Source organism: Nonomuraea composti, assembly GCF_012034275.1.
Classification (GTDB): domain Bacteria; phylum Actinomycetota; class Actinomycetes; order Streptosporangiales; family Streptosporangiaceae; genus Nonomuraea; species Nonomuraea composti.
In genome coordinates this window covers 52,388-71,701 of record NZ_JAATEP010000018.1, presented here as the reverse complement: position 1 = coordinate 71,701, position 19,314 = coordinate 52,388, and the positions used below count along the sequence as shown (strand labels likewise).

The window sequence follows — 19,314 nt, the reverse complement described above, 5'->3', positions numbered from 1 at the left end:
GCGGCCGGGTCCAGGATCACGCCGGACTACTCCGGGGAGCTCGAGGCCACGAAAGCCACAGAGCTCAGTGGCCCCGCATGCGCGACGTGCGGGGCTTTTCGCATTCGGGGGAATGCGTCAAGCTCCGGACGACGAGCACGTAGGGATCGCAAACCTAGGAGGCCCCATCAGCACTGAGCCCCGCATCAACGAGCGTATCCGAGTTCCCGAGGTTCGCCTCGTGGGCCCGAACGGCGAGCAGGTCGGCATCGTCTCGATTCACGACGCCCTCAAGCTCGCCCAGGAGGCCGACCTCGACCTGGTCGAGGTCGCGGCCACGGCTCGACCGCCCGTGTGCAAGCTCATGGACTACGGCAAGTTCAAGTACGAGTCCGCGATGAAGGCGCGCGAGGCGCGCAAGAATCAGGCGCACACGATCATCAAGGAGATCAAGCTCCGGCCGAAGATCGACCCGCACGACTACGAGACCAAGAAGGGTCACGTGGTGCGGTTCCTCAAGGCGGGGGACAAGGTCAAAGTCACGATCATGTTCCGCGGACGCGAGCAGTCCCGGCCGGAGCTCGGCTTCCGGCTGCTGCAGCGGCTGGCGGACGACGTCCAGGAGCTCGGCTTCGTGGAGTCCCACGCCAAGCAGGACGGCCGTAACATGATCATGGTGATCGGTCCGCACAAGAAGAAGGCCGAGGCGAAGGCGGAAAAGGCCGCAGCCAAGGCCCAGCGTGGCGGCGAGGAGCCTTCCGAACCGACGGAAGCGTGACCCGCGACTGGGGTTAGCCTTACAGCACCCCAGCAGCCACCGGCAGACGTAAGACGCCGCGACCGGGCCGGCCAGCACCGGCCCGGCCACCGGCACGACCGAAACGAGGAGAGACGGCGACATGCCGAAGATGAAGACGCACAGCGGTGCGAAGAAGCGGTTCCGGCTCACCGGCACCGGCAAGATCAAGCGTCGCCGTGCCAACCGCGCGCACTACAACGAGTGGAAGTCGTCCACGCTGACGCGCCGTCTCAAGAACGAGGTCGTCCTTTCCGACGCCGATTCCAAGAAGATCAAGAAGCTGCTCGCCAAGTAGCGCGAACTTTCCCCGGGGAGAAGAAACATGGCACGCGTGAAGCGGGCGCTCAACGCCAAGAAGAAGCGCAGGGTCGTCCTCGAGAGGGCGAGCGGTTACCGTGGCCAGCGGTCGCGGCTCTACCGCAAGGCCAAGGAGCAGATGCTCCACTCGATGACGTACGCCTACCGCGACCGTAAGGACCGCAAGGGCGCCTTCCGTCGTCTGTGGATCCAGCGCATCAACGCCGCCGCTCGTCAGAACGGCATGACGTACAACCGCCTGATCCAGGGTCTGCGGCTGGCCAACATCGAGGTCGACAGGAAGATTCTCGCCGACCTCGCGGTCAACGACAGCCAGACCTTCGCCACGCTCGTCGAGGCCGCCAAGAAGGCGCTGCCGGCGAACGTGAACGCTCCGGCCGCGAGCTGAAGCGGTCGATCCAACCGGAGGGCCCACCGAGCGACGGTGGGCCCTTTGTTGCTGTTTGTACGAGGTGAGGGGAAGTTGTGGCCGGGTCCGAGCTGACCAACGTCAGGTCGCCGCGCGTGAAGGCCGCCAGGCGGCTCACCAAGCGGGCCTTCCGCGAGCAGGACAGGAAGTTCCTGGCCGAGGGGCCGCAGGCGGTGCGCGAGGCGCTCAAGCTGGACGACGTGACGCTGGAGCTGTTCACCACGGCCGAGGCCGAGCTGCGCCACCCCGAGATCGTCGACGAGGCGGCCGGCCAGGGCGTCCCCGTGCACCGGGCCAGCGGCGAGGTCATGTCCGAGCTCTCCCAGACCGTGACCCCGCAAGGGCTGGTGGCCGTCTGCCGGCTCGTGCACGTGCCGCTGGAGGAGTCGCTGGCCGGCGATCCGCGGCTGGTGGCGGTGCTGGCGCACGTACGCGACCCGGGCAACGCGGGCACCGTGATGCGGGCGGCCGACGCCGCGGGCGCCGACTCCGTCATCTTCACCGACGCCTCGGTGGACCCGTACAACGGCAAGTGCGTGCGCGCCAGCGTCGGCAGCCTGTTCCATCTTCCCGTGACCATCGGTGCACCGGTGGGCGCCGCCGTGCGTCAACTGAGGGAGCGGGGCCTGCGCGTGCTGGCGGCCGACGGCGCGGGCAAGCACACGCTCGATGACGTCGATCTTTCCGGTCCCACCGCGTGGATCTTCGGCAACGAGGCCTGGGGGTTGCCCGAGGAGATACTCGCCGAGGCGGACGATGTGGTCAGAGTGCCCATCTACGGACAGGCTGAAAGCCTGAACCTGGCCACCGCCGCGGCGGTATGCCTTTACTCCTCGGCCAGGGCGCAGCGAGTGCCCTAGGGGGCCGGAAACCCGCTATTGTCGGCGTTGTAGGCGGAGGAGGCGAGGTCGTGCACGGCGCAGACACCGACGGGCGAGTAGTGGCCGCCGCGTGCACGATAGCCATCGACGATCTTCCCGACGGCCTCATCGTGACCGACCGATATGGGTGCGTCCTGGCCGTCAACCGCGCGGCCGCGCGGCTCACCGGCGTCGCCATGGAGCGCGCCGTCGGCCGGCACATGAACGACGTGTTCCCGTTCCGCGACCACGACGGCCGCGACTGGTGGAAGGCGCTCGACCCCGAGGGCGGGCTGCGCACCAGGGTCCGGGCCCCCGAGCGGCCGCTGCACCTGCCCGGCGGGCAGGAGCTCTACGTCGCGGCCAGGCTCGTCCGCGAGCCCGAGCGGGGCGGCGAGGTCGAGCGGGTCACCATCACCCTGCGCGACGGCGGCGCCCGCGCCCGGCTGGAGCGCAGCCGCGCCGACCTGGTCTCCACCGTGGCCCACGAGCTGCGCTCGCCGCTGACCAGCGTCAAGGGGTTCACCGCGACGCTGCTGGCCAAGTGGACCCGCTTCACCGACGAGCAGAAGCGCGTCATGCTCGAAACGGTCAACAACGACGCCGACCGCGTCACCCGCCTCATCACCGAGCTGCTCGACGTCTCGCGCATCGAGTCGGGGCGGCTGGAGGTGCGCCGCCAGGTCGTCGACCTCCCCGCCAGGGCGCGCCGGCTCATCGCGGGCCGGGTCGCGGCGGGCGAGCCGGAAGACCGCTTCCGGCTGATCGTCGGCGACGACCTGCCCGAGATGTGGCTCGACCAGGACAAGATCGACCAGATCCTGGGTAACCTGGTGGAAAACGCGCTGCGCCATGGGCGCGGCACCGTGACAATAGAGATCGAGTCCGTCGGATGGGGAGTTGCCGTGTCGGTGCGCGATGAGGGCGAGGGCATCGAGCCCGAGCTGGCCCCGCGCGTCTTCAGGCAGTTCTGGCGGGGCGGCAACAGCCGCCGCCGCGGCGGCACCGGCCTGGGCCTGTTCATCGTCAAGGGCCTGGTCGAGGCACACGGCGGCACGATCACGGTGCAGCGCGCGCCCGAGGGCGGGGCGGAGTTCCGATTTACCGTGCCCACCGGCACGCCCGACTTCGCCAGCGTCTAGTTGCCGAATGCGGGCCCGGTGGGCGGGCCCCACTAGACTCTTTTCCGCTCAAGCCCTGGATACGGAGCCCACTCTTGTCTGACTACGATCCCGTCGAGGTGACACCGTTGCATGCCGACGAGGTGTCCCGCATGGAGGCCGACGCCATCGCGGCGATCAAGGCGGCCGGCGACCTCGACGCACTCAAGCAGGCCAGGCTGGCGCACGCGGGTGACCGCTCGCCCATCGCCCTGGCCAACCGCGAGATCGGGGCACTGCCCCCGGCCGCCCGCGCCGAGGCGGGCAAGCGGGTCGGCGGCGCCCGCAAGGCGATCAACGAGGCGCTGGCCGCGCGCCAGGCCGAGCTGGAGGCCGAGCGCGACGCGCGGGTGCTCGTCGAGGAGACCGTCGACGTCACCCTGCCGTGGGACCGCCGCCCGCGCGGCGCCCGCCACCCGCTGACCACCCTTCAGGAGCGCATCGCCGACGCGTTCGTCGCCATGGGCTACGAAGTGGCCGAGGGGCCCGAGCTCGAAGGCGAATGGTTCAACTTCGACGCGCTCAACATCGCCAAGGACCACCCGGCCCGCTCCGACCACGACACGTTCTTCGTCGGCTCCACCGACTCCGGCATGGTCCTGCGCACCCAGACCTCGCCGGTGCAGGTGCGCGCGCTGCTGCAGCGCGAGCTGCCGGTGTACGTGATCTCGCCGGGCAAGACGTTCCGCACCGACGAGCTCGACGCCACCCACACCCCGGTCTTCCACCAGACCGAGGGCCTGGCCGTCGACGAGGGCCTGACCATGGCCCACCTCAAGGGCACGCTCGACCGCTTCGCCGAGGTGATGTTCGGCAAGGGCATCACGACCCGGTTCCGGCCCAACTACTTCCCGTTCACCGAGCCGTCCGCCGAGATGGACCTCAAGTGCTTCGTCTGCCGGGGCGCCTCCGCCGTGCCCGGCAACCCGCCCTGCCGCACCTGCAAGTCGGAGGGCTGGATCGAGTGGGGCGGCTGCGGCATGGTCAACCCGCGCGTGCTCATCGCGTGCGGCGTCGACCCCTCCCGTTACTCCGGCTTCGCGTTCGGCGTGGGCATCGAGCGGACGCTGATGTTCCGCCACAACGCCGAGGACATGCGTGACATGGTCGAGGGCGACATCCGCTTCACCCTCCCGTTCGGAATGGAGATCTGATGAAGGTCCCGCTCTCCTGGCTGCGGGAGTACGTCGATCTCCCGGCGGCCACCGCGCACGAGGTGGCCGACAAGCTGACCGCGGCCGGGCTCAAGCTCGAGTCCATCACCTCCCACGGCCACGACGTCAAGAACGTCGTGGTCGGCGAGGTGCTCGACTTCGAGGAGCTGTCCGGCTTCAAGAAGCCGATCAGGCACTGCAAGGTCGAGGTGGGCGAGGCGACGCCGCGCGAGATCATCTGCGGCGCCACCAACTTCTCCGCCGGCGACCGCGTGCCCGTCGTCCTGCCCGGCGGGGTGCTGCCCGGCGGGTTCGAGGTCGGGGCGCGCAAGACGTACGGGCGCATGTCCGAGGGCATGATCTGCTCCGAGCGCGAGCTCGGCCTCGGCGACGACCACAACGGCATCATGGTGCTGCCCGCCGGCACGCCGATCGGCACCGACGTGGTCGAGCTGCTCGGCCTGCGCGACGACGTGATCGAGCTGGAGATCACGCCCGACATCGGCTACGCCCTGTCGATCCGCGGTGTGGCCCGCGAGGTCGCCACCGCGTTCGGGGTGGCCTTCCGCGACCCCGCCGACGTCGAGCTGCCCGCCGAGACCGCGCCCGCGTGGCCGGCCTCGATCGCCGACCCGACCGCGTGCGACCGGTTCGTGCTGCGCGAGGTCAGCGGCTTCGACCCGGCCGCGCAGAGCCCGCTGTGGATGCGCGTACGCCTCACGCGGGCCGGCATGCGCCCCGTGTCGCTGGCCGTCGACATCACCAACTACCTGATGCTGGAGCTGGGGCAGCCGCTGCACGCGTTCGACCGGGCCAAGCTGCGCGGCGAGATCGTCGTGCGCCGGGCCGCGGCCGGCGAGCGGCTGGAGACCCTCGACCACGTCGTCCGCGAGCTCGACCCCGACGACATCCTCATCACCGACGAGTCGGGCCCGATCTCGATGGCCGGCACGATGGGCGGCCTGGAGACCGAGATCTCCGACGCCTCCACCGACATCGTCATCGAGGCCGCGCACTTCTCCGCCACCGGCATCTCCCGCGAGTCCCGCCGGCACGGGCTCGTGTCCGAGGCGTCCAAGCGGTTCGAGCGCGGCGTCGACCGTGAGCTGCCGCTCGTCGCCTCCTGGCGGGCCGTGCAGCTGCTGGCCGAGCTGGGCGGCGCCACCATCCGGCCCGGCGTCACGCACGCCGAGGTCGAGGTCGAGCCGGCCCGCATCGCCATCCCGGCCGGCTACCCCGGCCGCGTCGCCGGGGTCCACTACTCCAAGGACACCGTGGTCGCGCGGCTGGAGCAGGTCGGCTGCGTGGTCGTCGACGGCGACGACCCCGCCGTGCGCAAGGGCGGCGTGGCCCCCACCGGCGTCGTGACCGGCGGCGCGCTGGCCGCCAAGCTGGCCGTCACCGGCGACGACATGATCACCGTGACGCCGCCGTCCTGGCGTCCCGACCTCACCGACCCCAACGACCTGGCCGAGGAGGTCATCCGGCTGGAGGGCTACGAGAGCCTCCCGTCCGTGCTGCCCTCCGCCCCGGCGGGCGCCGGCCTCACCGAGGGCCAGCGGCTGCGCAGGCGGGTCGGCAGGGCGCTGGCCGAGGGCGGCTACGTCGAGGTGCTCAGCTACCCGTTCATCAGCCCCGATGACTTCGACCGGCTGCTGCTGCCCGCCGACGACGCGCGCCGCGCCGCCGCCCGGCTGGCCAACCCGCTGTCCGAGGACGAGCCGCTCATGCGCACGACGCTGCTGCCCGGGCTGCTCAAGACCCTCGTCCGCAACGTCGGGCGCGGCCACACCGACGTGGCGATCTTCGAGACGGGCTCCGTCTACCGGCCCCGCCCGAACGCGCCCGAGGTGGCGCCCGTGCTCGGCGTCGAACGCCGGCCCACCGCCGAAGAGGTCGCCACCATCGAGGCGGCCCTGCCCGACCAGCCGCTGCGCGTCGCCGTGGTGCTGGCCGGCGAGTTCGAGCGGTCCGGCTGGTGGGGCGGCGGGCGCGCCGCCTCCTGGGCCGACGCCGTCCAGGCCGCCCGGCTCGTCGCCGCCGAGGCGCGGGTGGAGCTGTCCATCAGCGCCGACCAGCACGAGCCCTGGCACCCGGGCCGGTGCGCCGCCCTCTACGTGGGCGACACGCTCGTCGGACACGCCGGGGAGCTGCACCCGAGGGTCGTCGAGGCGTACGGGCTGCCCCCGCGCACGGCGGCGATGGAGCTGGAGCTGTCGCGGCTCGAGTCCGCCATGCCCGGCCCCGTCCAGACGCCCGCGGTGTCCGCCTACCCGGTGGCCACGCAGGACGTCGCCCTGATCGTGCCCGACTTCACGCCGGTCGCCGACGTGGAGGCCGCGCTGCGCGACGGGGCCGGGGAGCTGCTGGAGTCGATCCGGCTGTTCGACGTGTACGCCGGTGCGCAGGTGGGCGAGGGGAACAAGTCGCTCGCCTACTCGATGCGCTTCCGCGCCGCCGACCGCACCCTGACCGCCGAGGAGACCACGGCGGCACGGGACGCGGCGGTGGCGATGGCGGCCGACCGCGTGGGGGCCCAGCTCCGCGGCTGATGATGGAGGCCGGCACGTCGGGTGCCGGCCCTTCCGCGTTCACATGCGGGCGATCGCGGTGAGGCCGAGGTCCACGGCGCCGGCCTCGGCGTAGAGCAGGGGTTTGCGTCTCGTGTCCCGTGGCCGGCTGTCCTCGCCGACTGCCTCGGCGACCAGGACGATGTCTTCCCCTCGGTAGAGGGTGCGGTGCGGCGTCGGCCCCGCGGGGGCGGCCTGAGCCAGAGGGGCCTCCGGGAGAAGGTGATGCTATGACGCAGTTGCTCGTGTTCGGTGAGAGAGACGACGCCGAAGAGGTCGCCGAGACGCTGGGGGAGTGGTTCCCGGAGCTGAGCGTGCCGCGGGTGGTGCGGGAGACGCTGGCCGGGGAGGACGACGCCGAGGACGCGCAGTGGCTGGTCGTGCTCGAAGGGCTGCACGATGATGATGCTCTGCGCAAGGTGGATGAGCTGGTCGAGCGGTACGACGGGTGGCGTGAGGCGGGCTGATTCACCGGGTGGGCTGGAGGTTGCCGAGGAGCACGCCGGGGTGGCTTGAAGTCGGCTGAGGAGTTCGTCGGGTAGCGAACATGAGCCTGGGGAGGGGTTCGGGCGCGGGAGAGTGGGGGCATGCGAGTTGCCGTTCTCTCCGATGTTCATGGTGTGCTGCCCGCGCTGGAGGCCGTGCTGGCCGAGCCCGACGTGGCCGGGGCCGATCTGATCGTGCTGACCGGTGACGTGGCCGCGGGGCCGATGCCGGTGGAGACGCTTGATCTGCTGGTCTCGGTGGGGGAGCGGGCATTGTGGGTGAGCGGGAACGCCGATCGGGAGCTCGTGGAGGTCGTTCAGGGGAAGGACTGCCCGTACGCGATCTCGCGGTGGGCGGCCGGGCGGCTGCGGGGCGAGCAGGTGGAGCTGCTGGCGGGGCTGCCGGCGCGGCAGGTGCTGGAGCTGGGGTTGCTGGGGACGACCCTGTTCGTGCACGCGACCCCGCGCAGCGACGAGGAGGTGATCCTGGTCGACAGCTCGCTGGAGCGGTGGAGCGAGGTGCTGGCGGGGCAGAGCGCCGCGACCGTGGTGGTGGGCAACACGCACATGCCGTTCGTGCGGCTGGCCGATCGGGTGCGCGTGGTCAATCCGGGCTCCGTCGGGATGCCGTACGGGACGTACGGGGCGCACTGGGCGTTGCTCGACGGGGAGAGCGGCGCGGTGACGTTGCGGTGCACGCCGCTCGACGCCCGGACGGTGGGGGAGCGGCTCAAGGCCGAGAGCGGGTTCGAGGAGATCGAGGAGTGGGTGCGGGAGTACGTGAGCAGCGTGTACTCCGACGCCGAGGCGTTGCGGGCGTTCGCCCAGGCCGAGGGGAGGGCCTGAGCGACGCCCTCAGGGTCAGCGACGTCCTCAGGGTCAGGCGGTGGCCTGCGCGGGGCTGCGGCGCCTCCTTGGCCTCAGGGTCAGCGACGTCCTCAGGGTCAGGCCGTGGCCTCCGCGGCTGCGGCGGCCTCGCGGCGGGCCTTTTCGGCGAGCGCGTGCTCGTCCGTCCTGGCGTCGTAATGCAGGAACTTCGGCAGGGCGGTGGCCAGGCCGAGGACGGCGGCGACGCACAGGATGCCGCCGGCGGAGAGGGAGAAGCGGGTGCCGCCGAAGTTGGCCATGAGGCTGGCCCGGGCGTTGCCGAGCATCGGGCCGCTGGCGTACGACAGGAGCTCGATGCCGGCCAGGCGGCCTCGGTACTCGGGCGGGATCGTCTGGTTCCACATCGTCATCCGGAAGATGCCGCTGATCATGTCGGCGGCGCCGGCGAGGGCGATGCAGACGAAGACGAGCCAGACGTTCGGGGCGAGGCCGGTGAGGGCGACCGCGGCGCCCCAGAGGATGGCGGCGACGATCACGCCGAGCCCCTGGCGCTGCACCCGCGCCGTCCAGCGGCCGGTGAGCGAGGCGATCAGGGCGCCGACGGCGGCGGCCGAGTAGAGCAGGCCGAGCGCCTGCGGGGCGCGCAGCTCGTCGGCGAGGAACGGGTACAGCGAGGTGGCCATGGCGAACACCATGGCGGCGATGTCGACGAGGTAGGTGCCCATGAGGTCCTTGCGGCTGACCGCGTACCGCACGCCTTCGAGCAGCGAGCGCAGCGAGGCGGGCGCGGCGTCCTCGGCGGGCGGGATCGAGCGGACGCGCCAGAGGAACACCAGCGACAGGACGAACGTGAGCGTGTCCACGGCGTAGGCGGAGGCGGTGCTCCAGGTGACGAGCAGGCCGCCGAGCGCGGGGGCGACGATGGCGCCGAAGTTCCAGCGCAGGCTCGACAGTACGGCGGCCGACGCCTGCTGGTCGTGCTTGACGACCTGCTGGATGACGGCCTCCAGGCTCGGGCGTTGCAGGGAGGCGAGGCCGGTGGACAGGGCGCCGACCGCGTACAGGACCCAGACCTGCGGGCTGGGCAGCAGCGCGTTGACGAGCAGGGCGGCGGACGTGACCAGCAGGCCGAGCTCGCTCCAGACGATGATGGTGCGGCGGTCGAGCGCGTCGGCGATGGCGCCGCCCCACAGGCCGCACACCACCATCGGCACGAACTCCGCCAGGCTCACCAGGCCGACCGCCAGGTAGGAGTCCGTCAGCTCCTTCATCTGGTACGGCACCGCGACCATCGTGATCATGGTGCCGAACATCGTGATGACGCCGGAGCCGAAGAGCAGCCGGTAGTCGCGGGAGTCGCGCAACGGGCTCAAGTCCAGCGAAAGGTGACGGATCAGGCGTTTCACGGCAGGTAGCACGATGTGCAATTGTCGGACACCCGTGCACCTACGGGCAACTCGTTTTCGCAGGGCACGGGGCATGCGAACGGCCCTCCGGCGGGGTGCGGGAGGGCCGTGGCGAGGAGGGGGCTTCAGGCGGTGGGGACCTTGTCGAGGAAGCCGAGGACCTTGCGGATCCTGCCGTCCTCGGCCAGCTCGACCACGTCGAACCCGACCGCGACCGGCTCCCCGCCCTCGGGGCCCAGGTGCCAGGTGAAGCGGGCGATGTGGTGGTGGGCGTCGTACAGGTCGCCGGGGGTGAAGACCAGGCCGGGGAACATGCCCTGCGCGCCCTCGATCACGGCGGCGATGCCGGCGTGGCCGGCGACGTCGGCCAGCGGGTCGGTGTAGGTGCCGTCCTCGGTCCACAGCTCGGCCACGGCCTTCGCGCGGGCCTCGGGGTCGGTCTCGTTCCAGCAGGCGATGTAGCGGTCGATGAGGTTCATGGCTTTTGCTCCGCGTCTTAGAGAGAGGGGTGAGTGTCAGTTCGTACGGGTCTTGCGCAGGCCGGTGATCTGCAGCTCGGCGAAGACGGCGACCACCAGCGCCTGGGCGATGGCCCAGATCGCGCCGACCGTGGTGAAGGCGGCGGCGCCGGTGACGACGGCGGCGACGCTGGCCAGCGTCCAGATGATGTTCAGGGCGATGACGGCCTTGGTGCCGGCGGGGCTGATGGCGCGGCGGGCGGCCAGGAGGCCGACGGCGATGCCGTACACCAGGAGGAAGGCGCCGATGCCGCGCAGCAGGCCGGCGTCCGGGCCGAGCAGGGTGCCGACGGGGCCGGCGAAGGCGAGGTAGATCAGCCCGTTGCCGCCCGTGATGACGGCGTCGGCGGCCAGCGCGAGGCGCAGGAACTTCATCCGGTCGGCGGTGACGGTCAAGGCGGTCATGTCGGGCTCCTTCGGGATGGCCTCGTTCGTGCGGACACCTGAAAGATGTCAGGCCAGGGGTAGGAGCCGCGATTACGCGCCAGGTAATGCGCGGGGGTGATCAGCGTTCGGGACGCGGGCCGAGCAGGGGAAACGCGGGCACTGTGAGGACCGTCACAAGACGGAACAGCTCCTGGGGGACGACCCCCAGGAGCTGTCGGACACGGCGCGGCGGGCCCCGGAAGGTGCCGGTCAGAGGCCGAGGACCTCGCGGCGCAGATGCGTCTTGAGGATCTTGCCGCCGGGGTTGCGGGGCAGCTCGCCCTCGCGGAACCAGACGTGCACCGGGATCTTGAACTTGGCGATCCGCTCCGCCAGGAAGCCCTGCAGCTCCTCGGTGGTGACCGTCTGGCCGGGCGCCAGCCGGACGACCGCGCCGACCTCCTCGCCCAGCTCGTCGTGCGGCACGCCGATGACGGCGGCGTCGTCCACGGCCGGGTGCTCGAACAGGGCCGCCTCGACCTCGGCGCAGTAGACGTTCTCGCCGCCCCTGATCACCATGTCCTTGGCGCGGTCGACGATGTAGACGAAGCCCTCGTCGTCGATCCTGGCCAGGTCGCCGGTGTGCAGCCAGCCGTCGACGAACGTCTGCGCGGTGGCCTCCGGCTTGTTCCAGTAGCCGAGGATGACGTTGGGGCCGCGCACGCACAGCTCGCCCACCTCGCCCGGCGGCAGCTCGGCGCCCATCGGGTCGACGACGCGCACGTCCACGACGGCGGAGGGCAGGCCGATGCTGTCGGGCTTGGCGTGGTAGTCGGCGCCGCCGTTGCCGATGGCCAGGGCCGAGGTCTCGGTCATGCCGTAGCCGTTGGAGGGGGCGCGGTTGGGCAGGTTGGTGGTGATGCGCTCCAGCAGCTTGGGCGGGGCGGGGGCGCCGCCGTAGCCGAGCGTGGACAGGGACGACAGGTCGTACTTGCCGAAGTCGGGGTGGGACATGAGCTGCCAGGCGTTCGTCGGCACGCCGATCATGGCGGTGACCCGTTCCCGCTCGATGAGGCGCAGGGCCTGCTCCGGGTCCCACTTGTACATGAGCACCAGGCCGCCGCCGCTGAACATCGTGGTGGTCATGGCCGAGAAGCAGCCGGTGACGTGGAAGAGCGGGACGGTCAGCAGCGTGATCCGGCGGGCGCCGGCCGCCGCGCCGACGTCCTTGCCGGCCATGGCGACCGCCTTCATCATGCCGTAGGCGACGGTCATGGGCGCCTGGCCGATGTTGCGGTGGCTGCCGAGCGCGCCCTTGGGGCTGCCGGTCGTGCCGGAGGTGTAGAAGATGGTGGCCGGGTCGTCGGGGGCGAGCTCGACGTCCGGAAGCTTCACGTCCGCGACGACCTCGCCCATGACCTCGTCGAACGCGCGCGCCCCGGCCGGCACCTCGCCCCTGGTGACGATCAGCGGCACGCCCGTCGGCGCGAGGCGGACGGCGCGCTCGCCGTCGGCGATCAGCACCTTGGCCCCGGAGTCGCGCACGCCGTAGGCCAGCTCGGCCTCCGTCCACCAGGCGTTGAGCGGGACGGCGATGGCTCCCGCCGCCAGCGCGGCCGAGAACGCGACCACCCATTCGGGGTAGTTGCGCATCGCCACGGCCACCCGGTCGCCCTTGGCCACGCCGTACTCCTCGACCAGCCTGCCCGCGAGGGTGGCGGCGCGGCGGAAGTGCTCCTCGAACGTGATGTGCTCGTCCTCGTAGACGAGGAACACCTTGTCCCCGTGGAACCTGCTCATCTCCAGCAGGGCGCGGAAATGGGCGGGAGCGTGCTTCCACGTGCGTACGCCGGTGTCGCCGATCTCTTCCATCTCGAAGAGCTGGCCGGGGGCGGTGAGCTGGGCCTGGACCTGGGCGTGCGAAAGAGACATACGCAGAACTCCCGCAGTGGACGATTATTCCGGAGATTTCACAGTACCGACCGGTAGGTACGTCGCGCTAGACAGTCATAAAGAGACGCGGTGGATGTGAAAGTTTCATTGATCTACCGATAGTTTCTGGCTTCCAACTGCTGGTTTAACGCCGTGATGAGCCTGCCATTGACCGCTCACGCGCATGTCAATACCGTCTGCCATGCGGTCTGGAACAGACCGAAACTTTCGGAATCGAGTGCCTGCCTCCGGAGGTAGATGTCCGTGCATTCGTCCTCGCTCCTACGACTCCTCACGTTAGTGGGGATGCTCGCAGCCTTCCTCCTGCCCGCCACCTCGGCCGAGGCGTCCGCGCCGCTGCGCACGCACGCCGCCGCCAGGGGCAAGTTCATCGGCGCGGCGCTCGCCACCAGCCCGCTGGCCAACGAGACCTCCTACCGCACCATCGCGGCCACCGAGTTCAGCCAGGTGACCGCCGAGAACGCGATGAAGTGGGAGTCGACGGAGCCCAACCAGGGCCAGTTCACCTTCTCCGGCGCCGACACCATCGTCAACTTCGCCACCCAGAACAACCAGCAGGTCCACGGCCACACGCTCATCTGGCACCAGCAGACGCCCGGCTGGGTGCAGGGCCTCAGCGCTTCCGCCATGCGCACCGCCATCCAGAACCACATCAGCCAGGTCGTCGGCCGCTACGCCGACAACCCGGCCGTCACGTCGTGGGACGTCGTCAACGAGGTGTTCGACGACAACGGCGGCTGGCGCACCTCGTTCTGGTACAATACGCTCGGCCAGAGCTTCGTCGCCGACGCCTTCCGCGCCGCCCGCGCCGCCGACCCCGACGCCCGGCTGTGCATCAACGACTACAACGTCGAAGGCATCAACGCCAAGAGCACCGCCATGTACAACCTGGTCTCGTCGCTGCGCCAGCAGGGCGTGCCCGTGGACTGCGTGGGCTTCCAGGGCCACCTCGCCATCCAGTACGGCTTCCCCAGCGACATCCAGCAGAACATGCAGCGCTTCGCCGACCTCGGCGTCCAGGTGCGCGTCACCGAGCTGGACATCCGCATGCAGATGCCCCGCGACTCCAGCAAGGACACCACCCAGGCCACCTACTACCGCAACGTCATCAACGCCTGCAACGCCGTCACCGCCTGCGCCGGAGTGACGATCTGGGGCTTCACCGACAAGTACTCCTGGGTGCCCGACACGTTCTCCGGCCAGGGCGCCGCACTGATCTACGACGAGAACTACCAGCAGAAGCCCGCCTACACCGCCGTGCACGACGCCCTCGCGGGCGGCACCAGCACCGACACCACCCCGCCGACCGCGCCCGGCACGCCCACGTCCAGCAACGTGACCTCCAACTCCGCCACCCTCACCTGGACCGCCTCCACCGACAGCGGCGGCAGCGGCCTGGCCGGCTACAACGTCTACCGCGAGCAGGGGACGACGGACACGCAGCTCGGGCAGAGCACCACCAACTCGATCAACCTCACCGGGCTCACCCCCAACACCCAGTACCAGGTGTACGTCCGCGCCCGCGACGGCGCCGGCAACCTGTCGTCCAACTCGGCGCTCGCCACGTTCACCACCCAGTCGGGGCCGTCGGGCGGCGGATGCACCGCCACCGGCACCGTCCAGACCCAGTGGAACAACGGCTACGTCGTCCAGCCCGTCACCGTCACCAACACCGGATCCTCGGCGATCACCGGCTGGACCGTCACCTTCACCCTGCCCGCCGGCCACACGCTCGCCGGCTCGTGGAACGCCTCCGTGACCGTCAGCGGCCAGACCGTCACCGCCAAGAACGCCGCCTACAACGGCAACCTGGCGGCCAACGCCAGCACCAGCTTCGGCTTCCAGGTCACCCGGCCCAGCGGCAACACGCAGACGCCCTCGGGCTACACCTGCGCCTGATCAGGGCCCCTGATCGAGGATCCCCTGGGGCCTGCCCTCCTGCCCGCCCGGCATCGGCACCAGCCCCAGGGGATTCTCTCCACGACGGATCCGGCGTCGCCGCGCGGCTCGCTGGCTTCCTGGAGGGAACGGGCGGTTGGGGTCGTGCTGGGGGTCTCCTGGGACACGGGCAGGGCAGAAAGGCCACGCGCCGCCGGGCGACCGCACCTGCGTCGCCCGGGCCTGGCAGCACCGCGAGGCCCTGGGGCTGCTCAGCCCTTCACCGACCCGGCGAAGTTGAACGACCCCGCCAGATACTTGTTGACCGCCACATAAAGGACCACCGCCGGCGCCGTGTACAGGACGGAGAAGGCGGCGAGCTGCCCATACGCCACCTGCCCGTACTGGGAGAAGAACGTGTAGATGGTGACGGCGGCCGGCTGCTTCTCGGGAGTGTCCAGCAGGACGAACGGCGCGAAGAAGTTGCCCCACTGGCCGACGAACACGAAGATGGCCACGACCGCGATGCCCGGCGCCATCAGCGGCCCCACGACGGCCCGCAGCGACTGGGTCCAGCCGGCGCCGTCCACCCACGCGGCCTCCTCCAGGCTGATCGGCACCCCGTCCATGAAGTTCTTCATCATCCAGATGGAGAACGGCAGCGAGCTGGCCGTCAGGAACAGCACCATCGCCGGCACCGAGCCGTACAGGTTGAAGCGGAAGAACATGGCGTAGACGGGGACGAGGATCGCCGTCACCGGCAGGCCCGTCGTGAACAGCAGGGTCAGCATGAAGTGGCGGCGGTAGCGGAGCTGGTAGCGCGACAGCGGGTACGCGGCCAAGCCCGCGACCAGGACGGTGAGGATGGCCGTGGAGCCGGAGATGACGATCGAGTTGATCAGCGGCAGGATGATCGTCTCCCAGGTCAGGACGGCTTTGAAGTTGTCCAGGGAGAAGGTGAGCGTCGGGGCGGCCGACAGGGACGCCTCGGGCTGCACGGAGGCGATCAGCACCCACAGGAACGGGCCGAGGAAGGCGAGCGTGATGAGCAGGAGCGACAGCAGGGCCGCGCCTCTGGCGGCGATGCGGGTCATGCGTCCTCCACCTTGATCAGGCGCAGGTAGATCAGTGAGAACAGGGCGCCGATGACGAGCATGACCAGCGCGATGGCCGAGCCGTAGCCGATCTCGAAGTAGCGGAAGGCCTGCTCGTACATGTAGAGCGGGGTGGTCTGGCTGGCCGTGCCGGGGCCGCCGCCGGTCAGGGCGTAGATGAGGCCGAAGCTGGCCAGCGTCTGCAGGGTGATCAGCATGAGGTTCGACATGATGGAGCGGCGGATCAGCGGCAGCGTGATGTGCAGGAGCCGCCGGGCGGGGCTCGCGCCGTCCACGGCCGCCGCCTCGACGAGGTCGGGCGGCACCTCCGACAGCGCGGCCGAGTAGACGAGCATGGAGAACGCCGTGCCGCGCCAGACGTTGGCGAGGATGACGGCGAGCATCGGGGCGGTGTAGAGCCATTCCTGCGAGATGCCGAGGACCCGGTTGAGGGTGCCGTCCTCGGCCAGGAACGAGAACCAGCAGGCGGCGGCCACGATCTCGGGCATCACCCAGGCGCCGATGACGACGCCGTTGACGACGCTGCGCGTCACCCGGCCGCGGCCGCGCTGGAGCAGGGCGATGATCAGGCCGAGGGTGTTCTGGCCGATGACGGCCGAGCCGATGACGAAGACGAACGTGAGCAGGAACGAGTTGACGAAGTTCGGGTCGGCGAACATCCGGGTGAAGTTGTCGAAGCCGACGAACTGCGAGTGCACCGAGGCCGAGCCGGTCAGAGTCTCGTTGGTGAAGGCGATGTAGACGCTCCACAGGATGGGCCCGGCGAGGAACAACGCCAGCAGCACCAGCGCGGGGGCCATCGGGAGCAGCCAGCGGAGTACCCGCCGCCGCCGTGCCGGGCCGCCGGCAGGCGAACCGGTCACGGCGGGGGAGGGGACGATGGCGACCGTCATCGGGCCAGCACCTTGTCGGGGCCTCCGACGGCGGCGGGCAGCGCCTTGGCGTAGGCGGCGGCAGCCTCCTCGGGGGTGCGCGAGCCGGTGGTGACCGCCTCCATGGCCTCCTGCACCTGCGCGGACACCTTCGGGTACGCCTCGTAGGCCGGCCGGTAGTGCGTCACCTCGGCCAGGTCGGTGAAGAACTTCACGCTGGGGTTGTCGGCGGTGTACTTCGGGTCGGCCGCGACGTCCTTGCGCGGGGCCAGGTCGCCGGTGCTCACCGAGTACATCAGCGAGTTCTCCTTGTTGGTGGCCACGGCGATGAAGTCGAACGCCTCCTTCTTGAGCTTGGTGTAGGAGCTCATCGCCATCACCCAGCCGCCGGACATGCTGACCGAGCCGGGCGCCTCGCCGTTCTGGGTGGGCATGGCGGTCCAGCCGACCTTCTGCTGCCAGGCGGGCCACGGCTTGGTGCTGGTCGGCTTCCAGGCGGCCGCCGTCCAGGCGCCGTCGAGCGAGATGCCGATCTTGCCGGCCGGGAACCACTCCAGGTTGACCTTGTCGGCGAGCTTGGCGTTGTGCGCGTCGGCCTGCTTGGGGCCGAGCTCCTCGCGGTAGACGGTGTTGATGAAGGTCAGGGCGTCGGTGAAGTTCTTGCCGCCGGCCACCCACTTCTTCTGCGCGTCGTCGTAGAGGGTGCCGCCGGGCGTGCCGTACAGGAGCATCTCGAAGCCCTGCATGGTGGCCGCCTCGCCGTGGATCTTGGTGGAGTACATGCTGAACGGGACGGCGTCCGGCACCTTCTGCTTGATCGTGCGGGCCGCGGTCAGGACGTCGTTCCAGGTCTTCGGCTCCCACGGCACGGGCAGGCCGGCCTTGGCGAAGACGTCCTTGTGGTACCAGAGGCCGCGCGTGTCGGTGCTGATCGGCACGCCGTAGATCTTGCCGTCGATGCCCTTGGCGGCCTGCTTGACGTTGTCGGGGTACTGGGTGCCCCAGTCGGGCCACGTCGCCAGATACTCGTCGAGCGGGGCCAGCTTGCCGGCCGCGACGTCGGCGTTGACCTGGAAGGTGTCGTGGAGGTAGACGTCGGGCGCCGAGTCGGGCGAGCGGTTGAGCAGCGCCAGTTTCGTGTAGTAGGCCTCGTTGTTGCCCTGCACGGCGGTCAGCTTGATCGTGACGCCGGGGTGGGCGCTCTCGTACTGCTTCTTGGCGTTCTTGAGCATGTTCTCCAGGTGCGGCCACGTCGGCTCGACCTTGTAGAGGACTTCGAGCTCCTTGGCTCCTCCGGACGCCTCCTCGGTGGTGCCACCGCTGCCGCAACCTGCTGCTGTCAGCGCTGTCAACACCAGGAGGGAACCGGCCAGGCTACGTTTCATGACGGCCTCCCCTTGTTTCCTTGGGTTGCGGAGAACGTAAATCTTTTTGATTTACTAAGTCAACACTCTGTGGTGACATTGCTCACATGTACCAGGGCACGAACCTGCCCAAGGTAGGCAGCTACAACCGCGCCGTCGTGCTGGAGGCCATCGCGGCGTCCGACGGGATCAGCCGCGTGCAGATCGCCGCCGTGACCGGGCTCACCGCCCAGACCGTCTCGGTGATCGTGCGCCGGCTGTTGGAGGAGGGGCTGGTCGTCGAGGACGGCTCGGCGCCGTCCAGCGGCGGCAAGCCGCGCACGATCCTGCGGGTCGACGCCCGCGCCGGGTACGCGGTCGGCGTGCACTTCGACCCCCAGGAGCTCTCGATCGTGCTGGCCGACCTCGCGGGCCGGCCGCTCGCCCGGCTGCACCTGCCGCAGCGGCCCGGCGTCCGGCCCGACGCGGTGATCCGGACGATGGCCAGGGCGGCCCGCCGGATCCTGCGCGAGGCGGGCGTGCCCGACGGCAAGGTGCTCGGCGTGGGGCTGGCCTGCCCGGGGCCGCTGGACGCCGACGGCGTGATGGTCTCGCCGCCCCGGCTGCCCGGCTGGGACCGGGTGCCGATCAAGGGCCTGCTCCAGGAGTACACCCGCTTCCCCGTCACCGTGGACAACGACGCCACGGCCGCGGCCATCGGCGAGCGCTGGGCCGGCATCGCCCGCTCCGCCCCCGGCCTGGCCTACCTCTACCTCGGCACCGGCATCGGCGGCGGGCTCATCCTGGACAACCAGGTCTATCGGGGCAGCTCGCTCAACGCCGCCGAGTTCGGGCACATCACGGTCGACCCGGAAGGGCCCGAGTGCTACTGCGGCAACCGGGGGTGCGTGGAGGCCGTGTGCTGCCCGAGCGCCATCGAGGCCGCGCTCGGCACCGGCGCCGACCACGCCGCCATCTGCGCGGCGGCGGCGAGCGGCGAGCCGGCCGCCCGCCGGGTGATCGAACGGGTGGCGCAGCGGCTCGCCGACGCCGCCGTCAGCGTGGTCAATATGCTGGACATCGACCTGCTCGTGCTCGGCGGGCCCGCGCTGCGGGAGGTGGGCGAGATCTACCGGGAGGTGATCGCGCGGGCGGTCGCCGAGCGGCCGCTGGCCAGGCGGCTGCACGCGGTGCGGGTGGAGACCTCGCCGATCGCGGCCGACGCCGCCGCGATCGGCGCGGCCTCGCTGGTCTTCCACGCCACGTACGCGCCCCGCCTGGGCACGCTGGTCAGCGGTTAG

18 protein-coding genes are annotated in these 19,314 nt (G+C 70.5%); 11 read left to right on the top strand and 7 right to left on the bottom strand.

What is annotated here, in order from left to right; all coding sequences use genetic code 11:
• The first annotated feature begins 112 nt into the window (after window positions 1-112).
• The 9 genes from infC (at window position 113) to HCN51_RS25045 (ending at window position 8,580) form a co-directional block, all read left to right on the top strand.
• Complete coding sequence (infC, locus tag HCN51_RS25085; protein ID WP_080036978.1) at window positions 113-757, top strand: translation initiation factor IF-3; 645 nt, start codon at window positions 113-115, stop codon at window positions 755-757.
• A gap of 121 nt (window positions 758-878) precedes the next feature.
• Window positions 879-1,073 (top strand): 50S ribosomal protein L35, encoded by a 195-nt coding sequence (gene rpmI, locus HCN51_RS25080; protein ID WP_043622108.1) that lies wholly within the window; start codon window positions 879-881, stop codon window positions 1,071-1,073.
• Between the two features lie 27 nt (window positions 1,074-1,100).
• Window positions 1,101-1,484: a 50S ribosomal protein L20 gene (gene rplT, locus HCN51_RS25075; protein ID WP_043622113.1), complete on the top strand. Its 384-nt coding sequence runs from the start codon at window positions 1,101-1,103 to the stop codon at window positions 1,482-1,484.
• Between the two features lie 77 nt (window positions 1,485-1,561).
• Window positions 1,562-2,365 carry a TrmH family RNA methyltransferase gene (locus HCN51_RS25070; protein WP_168012132.1) on the top strand — a complete coding sequence of 268 codons (804 nt, stop codon included), beginning with the start codon at window positions 1,562-1,564 and terminating at the stop codon, window positions 2,363-2,365.
• Between the two features lie 50 nt (window positions 2,366-2,415).
• Entirely contained in the window at window positions 2,416-3,507 is a 1,092-nt protein-coding gene (locus HCN51_RS25065) for a sensor histidine kinase (RefSeq protein ID WP_080036980.1), read from the top strand.
• Window positions 3,508-3,638: 131 nt separating this feature from the next.
• Window positions 3,639-4,679: a phenylalanine--tRNA ligase subunit alpha gene (gene pheS, locus HCN51_RS25060; RefSeq protein WP_240973233.1), complete on the top strand. Its 1,041-nt coding sequence runs from the start codon at window positions 3,639-3,641 to the stop codon at window positions 4,677-4,679.
• Complete coding sequence (locus HCN51_RS25055) at window positions 4,679-7,231, top strand: phenylalanine--tRNA ligase subunit beta (RefSeq protein WP_168012128.1); 2,553 nt, start codon at window positions 4,679-4,681, stop codon at window positions 7,229-7,231. The genes pheS and HCN51_RS25055 overlap by 1 nt, the downstream gene beginning before the upstream one ends.
• A gap of 248 nt (window positions 7,232-7,479) precedes the next feature.
• Window positions 7,480-7,716: a hypothetical protein gene (locus tag HCN51_RS25050; RefSeq protein WP_206067750.1), complete on the top strand. Its 237-nt coding sequence runs from the start codon at window positions 7,480-7,482 to the stop codon at window positions 7,714-7,716.
• A gap of 120 nt (window positions 7,717-7,836) precedes the next feature.
• Window positions 7,837-8,580 carry a metallophosphoesterase family protein gene (locus HCN51_RS25045; RefSeq protein WP_168012126.1) on the top strand — a complete coding sequence of 248 codons (744 nt, stop codon included), beginning with the start codon at window positions 7,837-7,839 and terminating at the stop codon, window positions 8,578-8,580.
• Between the two features lie 98 nt (window positions 8,581-8,678).
• Here the strand turns inward: HCN51_RS25045 and HCN51_RS25040 are convergent, their stop codons facing one another.
• The 4 genes from HCN51_RS25040 to HCN51_RS25025 all read right to left on the bottom strand — a co-directional run bounded on the left by HCN51_RS25040 (window position 8,679) and on the right by HCN51_RS25025 (window position 12,784).
• Window positions 8,679-9,968, bottom strand: coding sequence for an MFS transporter (locus tag HCN51_RS25040; RefSeq protein ID WP_346433780.1), 1,290 nt, complete (start codon window positions 9,966-9,968; stop codon window positions 8,679-8,681).
• Window positions 9,969-10,093: 125 nt separating this feature from the next.
• Complete coding sequence (locus HCN51_RS25035; protein WP_168012122.1) at window positions 10,094-10,447, bottom strand: nuclear transport factor 2 family protein; 354 nt, start codon at window positions 10,445-10,447, stop codon at window positions 10,094-10,096.
• A 36-nt stretch (window positions 10,448-10,483) separates the two neighbouring features.
• On the bottom strand, window positions 10,484-10,891 hold the full coding sequence (locus tag HCN51_RS25030) for a hypothetical protein (RefSeq protein WP_168012120.1): 408 nt from the start codon (window positions 10,889-10,891) through the stop codon (window positions 10,484-10,486).
• A gap of 231 nt (window positions 10,892-11,122) precedes the next feature.
• A complete protein-coding gene (locus HCN51_RS25025; protein ID WP_168012118.1) occupies window positions 11,123-12,784 on the bottom strand; it encodes a class I adenylate-forming enzyme family protein in 1,662 nt (553 codons plus the stop codon).
• Window positions 12,785-13,090: 306 nt separating this feature from the next.
• On the opposite strand from HCN51_RS25025, the gene HCN51_RS25020 reads away from it, so the two are divergent.
• Window positions 13,091-14,704 (top strand): endo-1,4-beta-xylanase, encoded by a 1,614-nt coding sequence (locus HCN51_RS25020; protein WP_240973223.1) that lies wholly within the window; start codon window positions 13,091-13,093, stop codon window positions 14,702-14,704.
• Between the two features lie 251 nt (window positions 14,705-14,955).
• On the opposite strand, the gene HCN51_RS25015 is transcribed toward HCN51_RS25020, so the two are convergent.
• From HCN51_RS25015 to HCN51_RS25005, 3 genes are read right to left on the bottom strand one after another with little or no spacing between them, the layout of a single operon-like run.
• A complete protein-coding gene (locus HCN51_RS25015) occupies window positions 14,956-15,777 on the bottom strand; it encodes a carbohydrate ABC transporter permease (RefSeq protein WP_080036991.1) in 822 nt (273 codons plus the stop codon).
• Entirely contained in the window at window positions 15,774-16,691 is a 918-nt protein-coding gene (locus tag HCN51_RS25010) for a carbohydrate ABC transporter permease (RefSeq protein WP_168012116.1), read from the bottom strand. Before HCN51_RS25010 ends, HCN51_RS25015 begins: the two co-directional genes overlap by 4 nt.
• On the bottom strand, window positions 16,688-18,055 hold the full coding sequence (locus HCN51_RS25005) for an extracellular solute-binding protein (protein WP_168012114.1): 1,368 nt from the start codon (window positions 18,053-18,055) through the stop codon (window positions 16,688-16,690). The genes HCN51_RS25010 and HCN51_RS25005 overlap by 4 nt, the downstream gene beginning before the upstream one ends.
• An 86-nt stretch (window positions 18,056-18,141) precedes the next feature.
• On the opposite strand from HCN51_RS25005, the gene HCN51_RS25000 reads away from it, so the two are divergent.
• Window positions 18,142-19,314: an ROK family transcriptional regulator gene (locus tag HCN51_RS25000; protein ID WP_080036994.1), complete on the top strand. Its 1,173-nt coding sequence runs from the start codon at window positions 18,142-18,144 to the stop codon at window positions 19,312-19,314.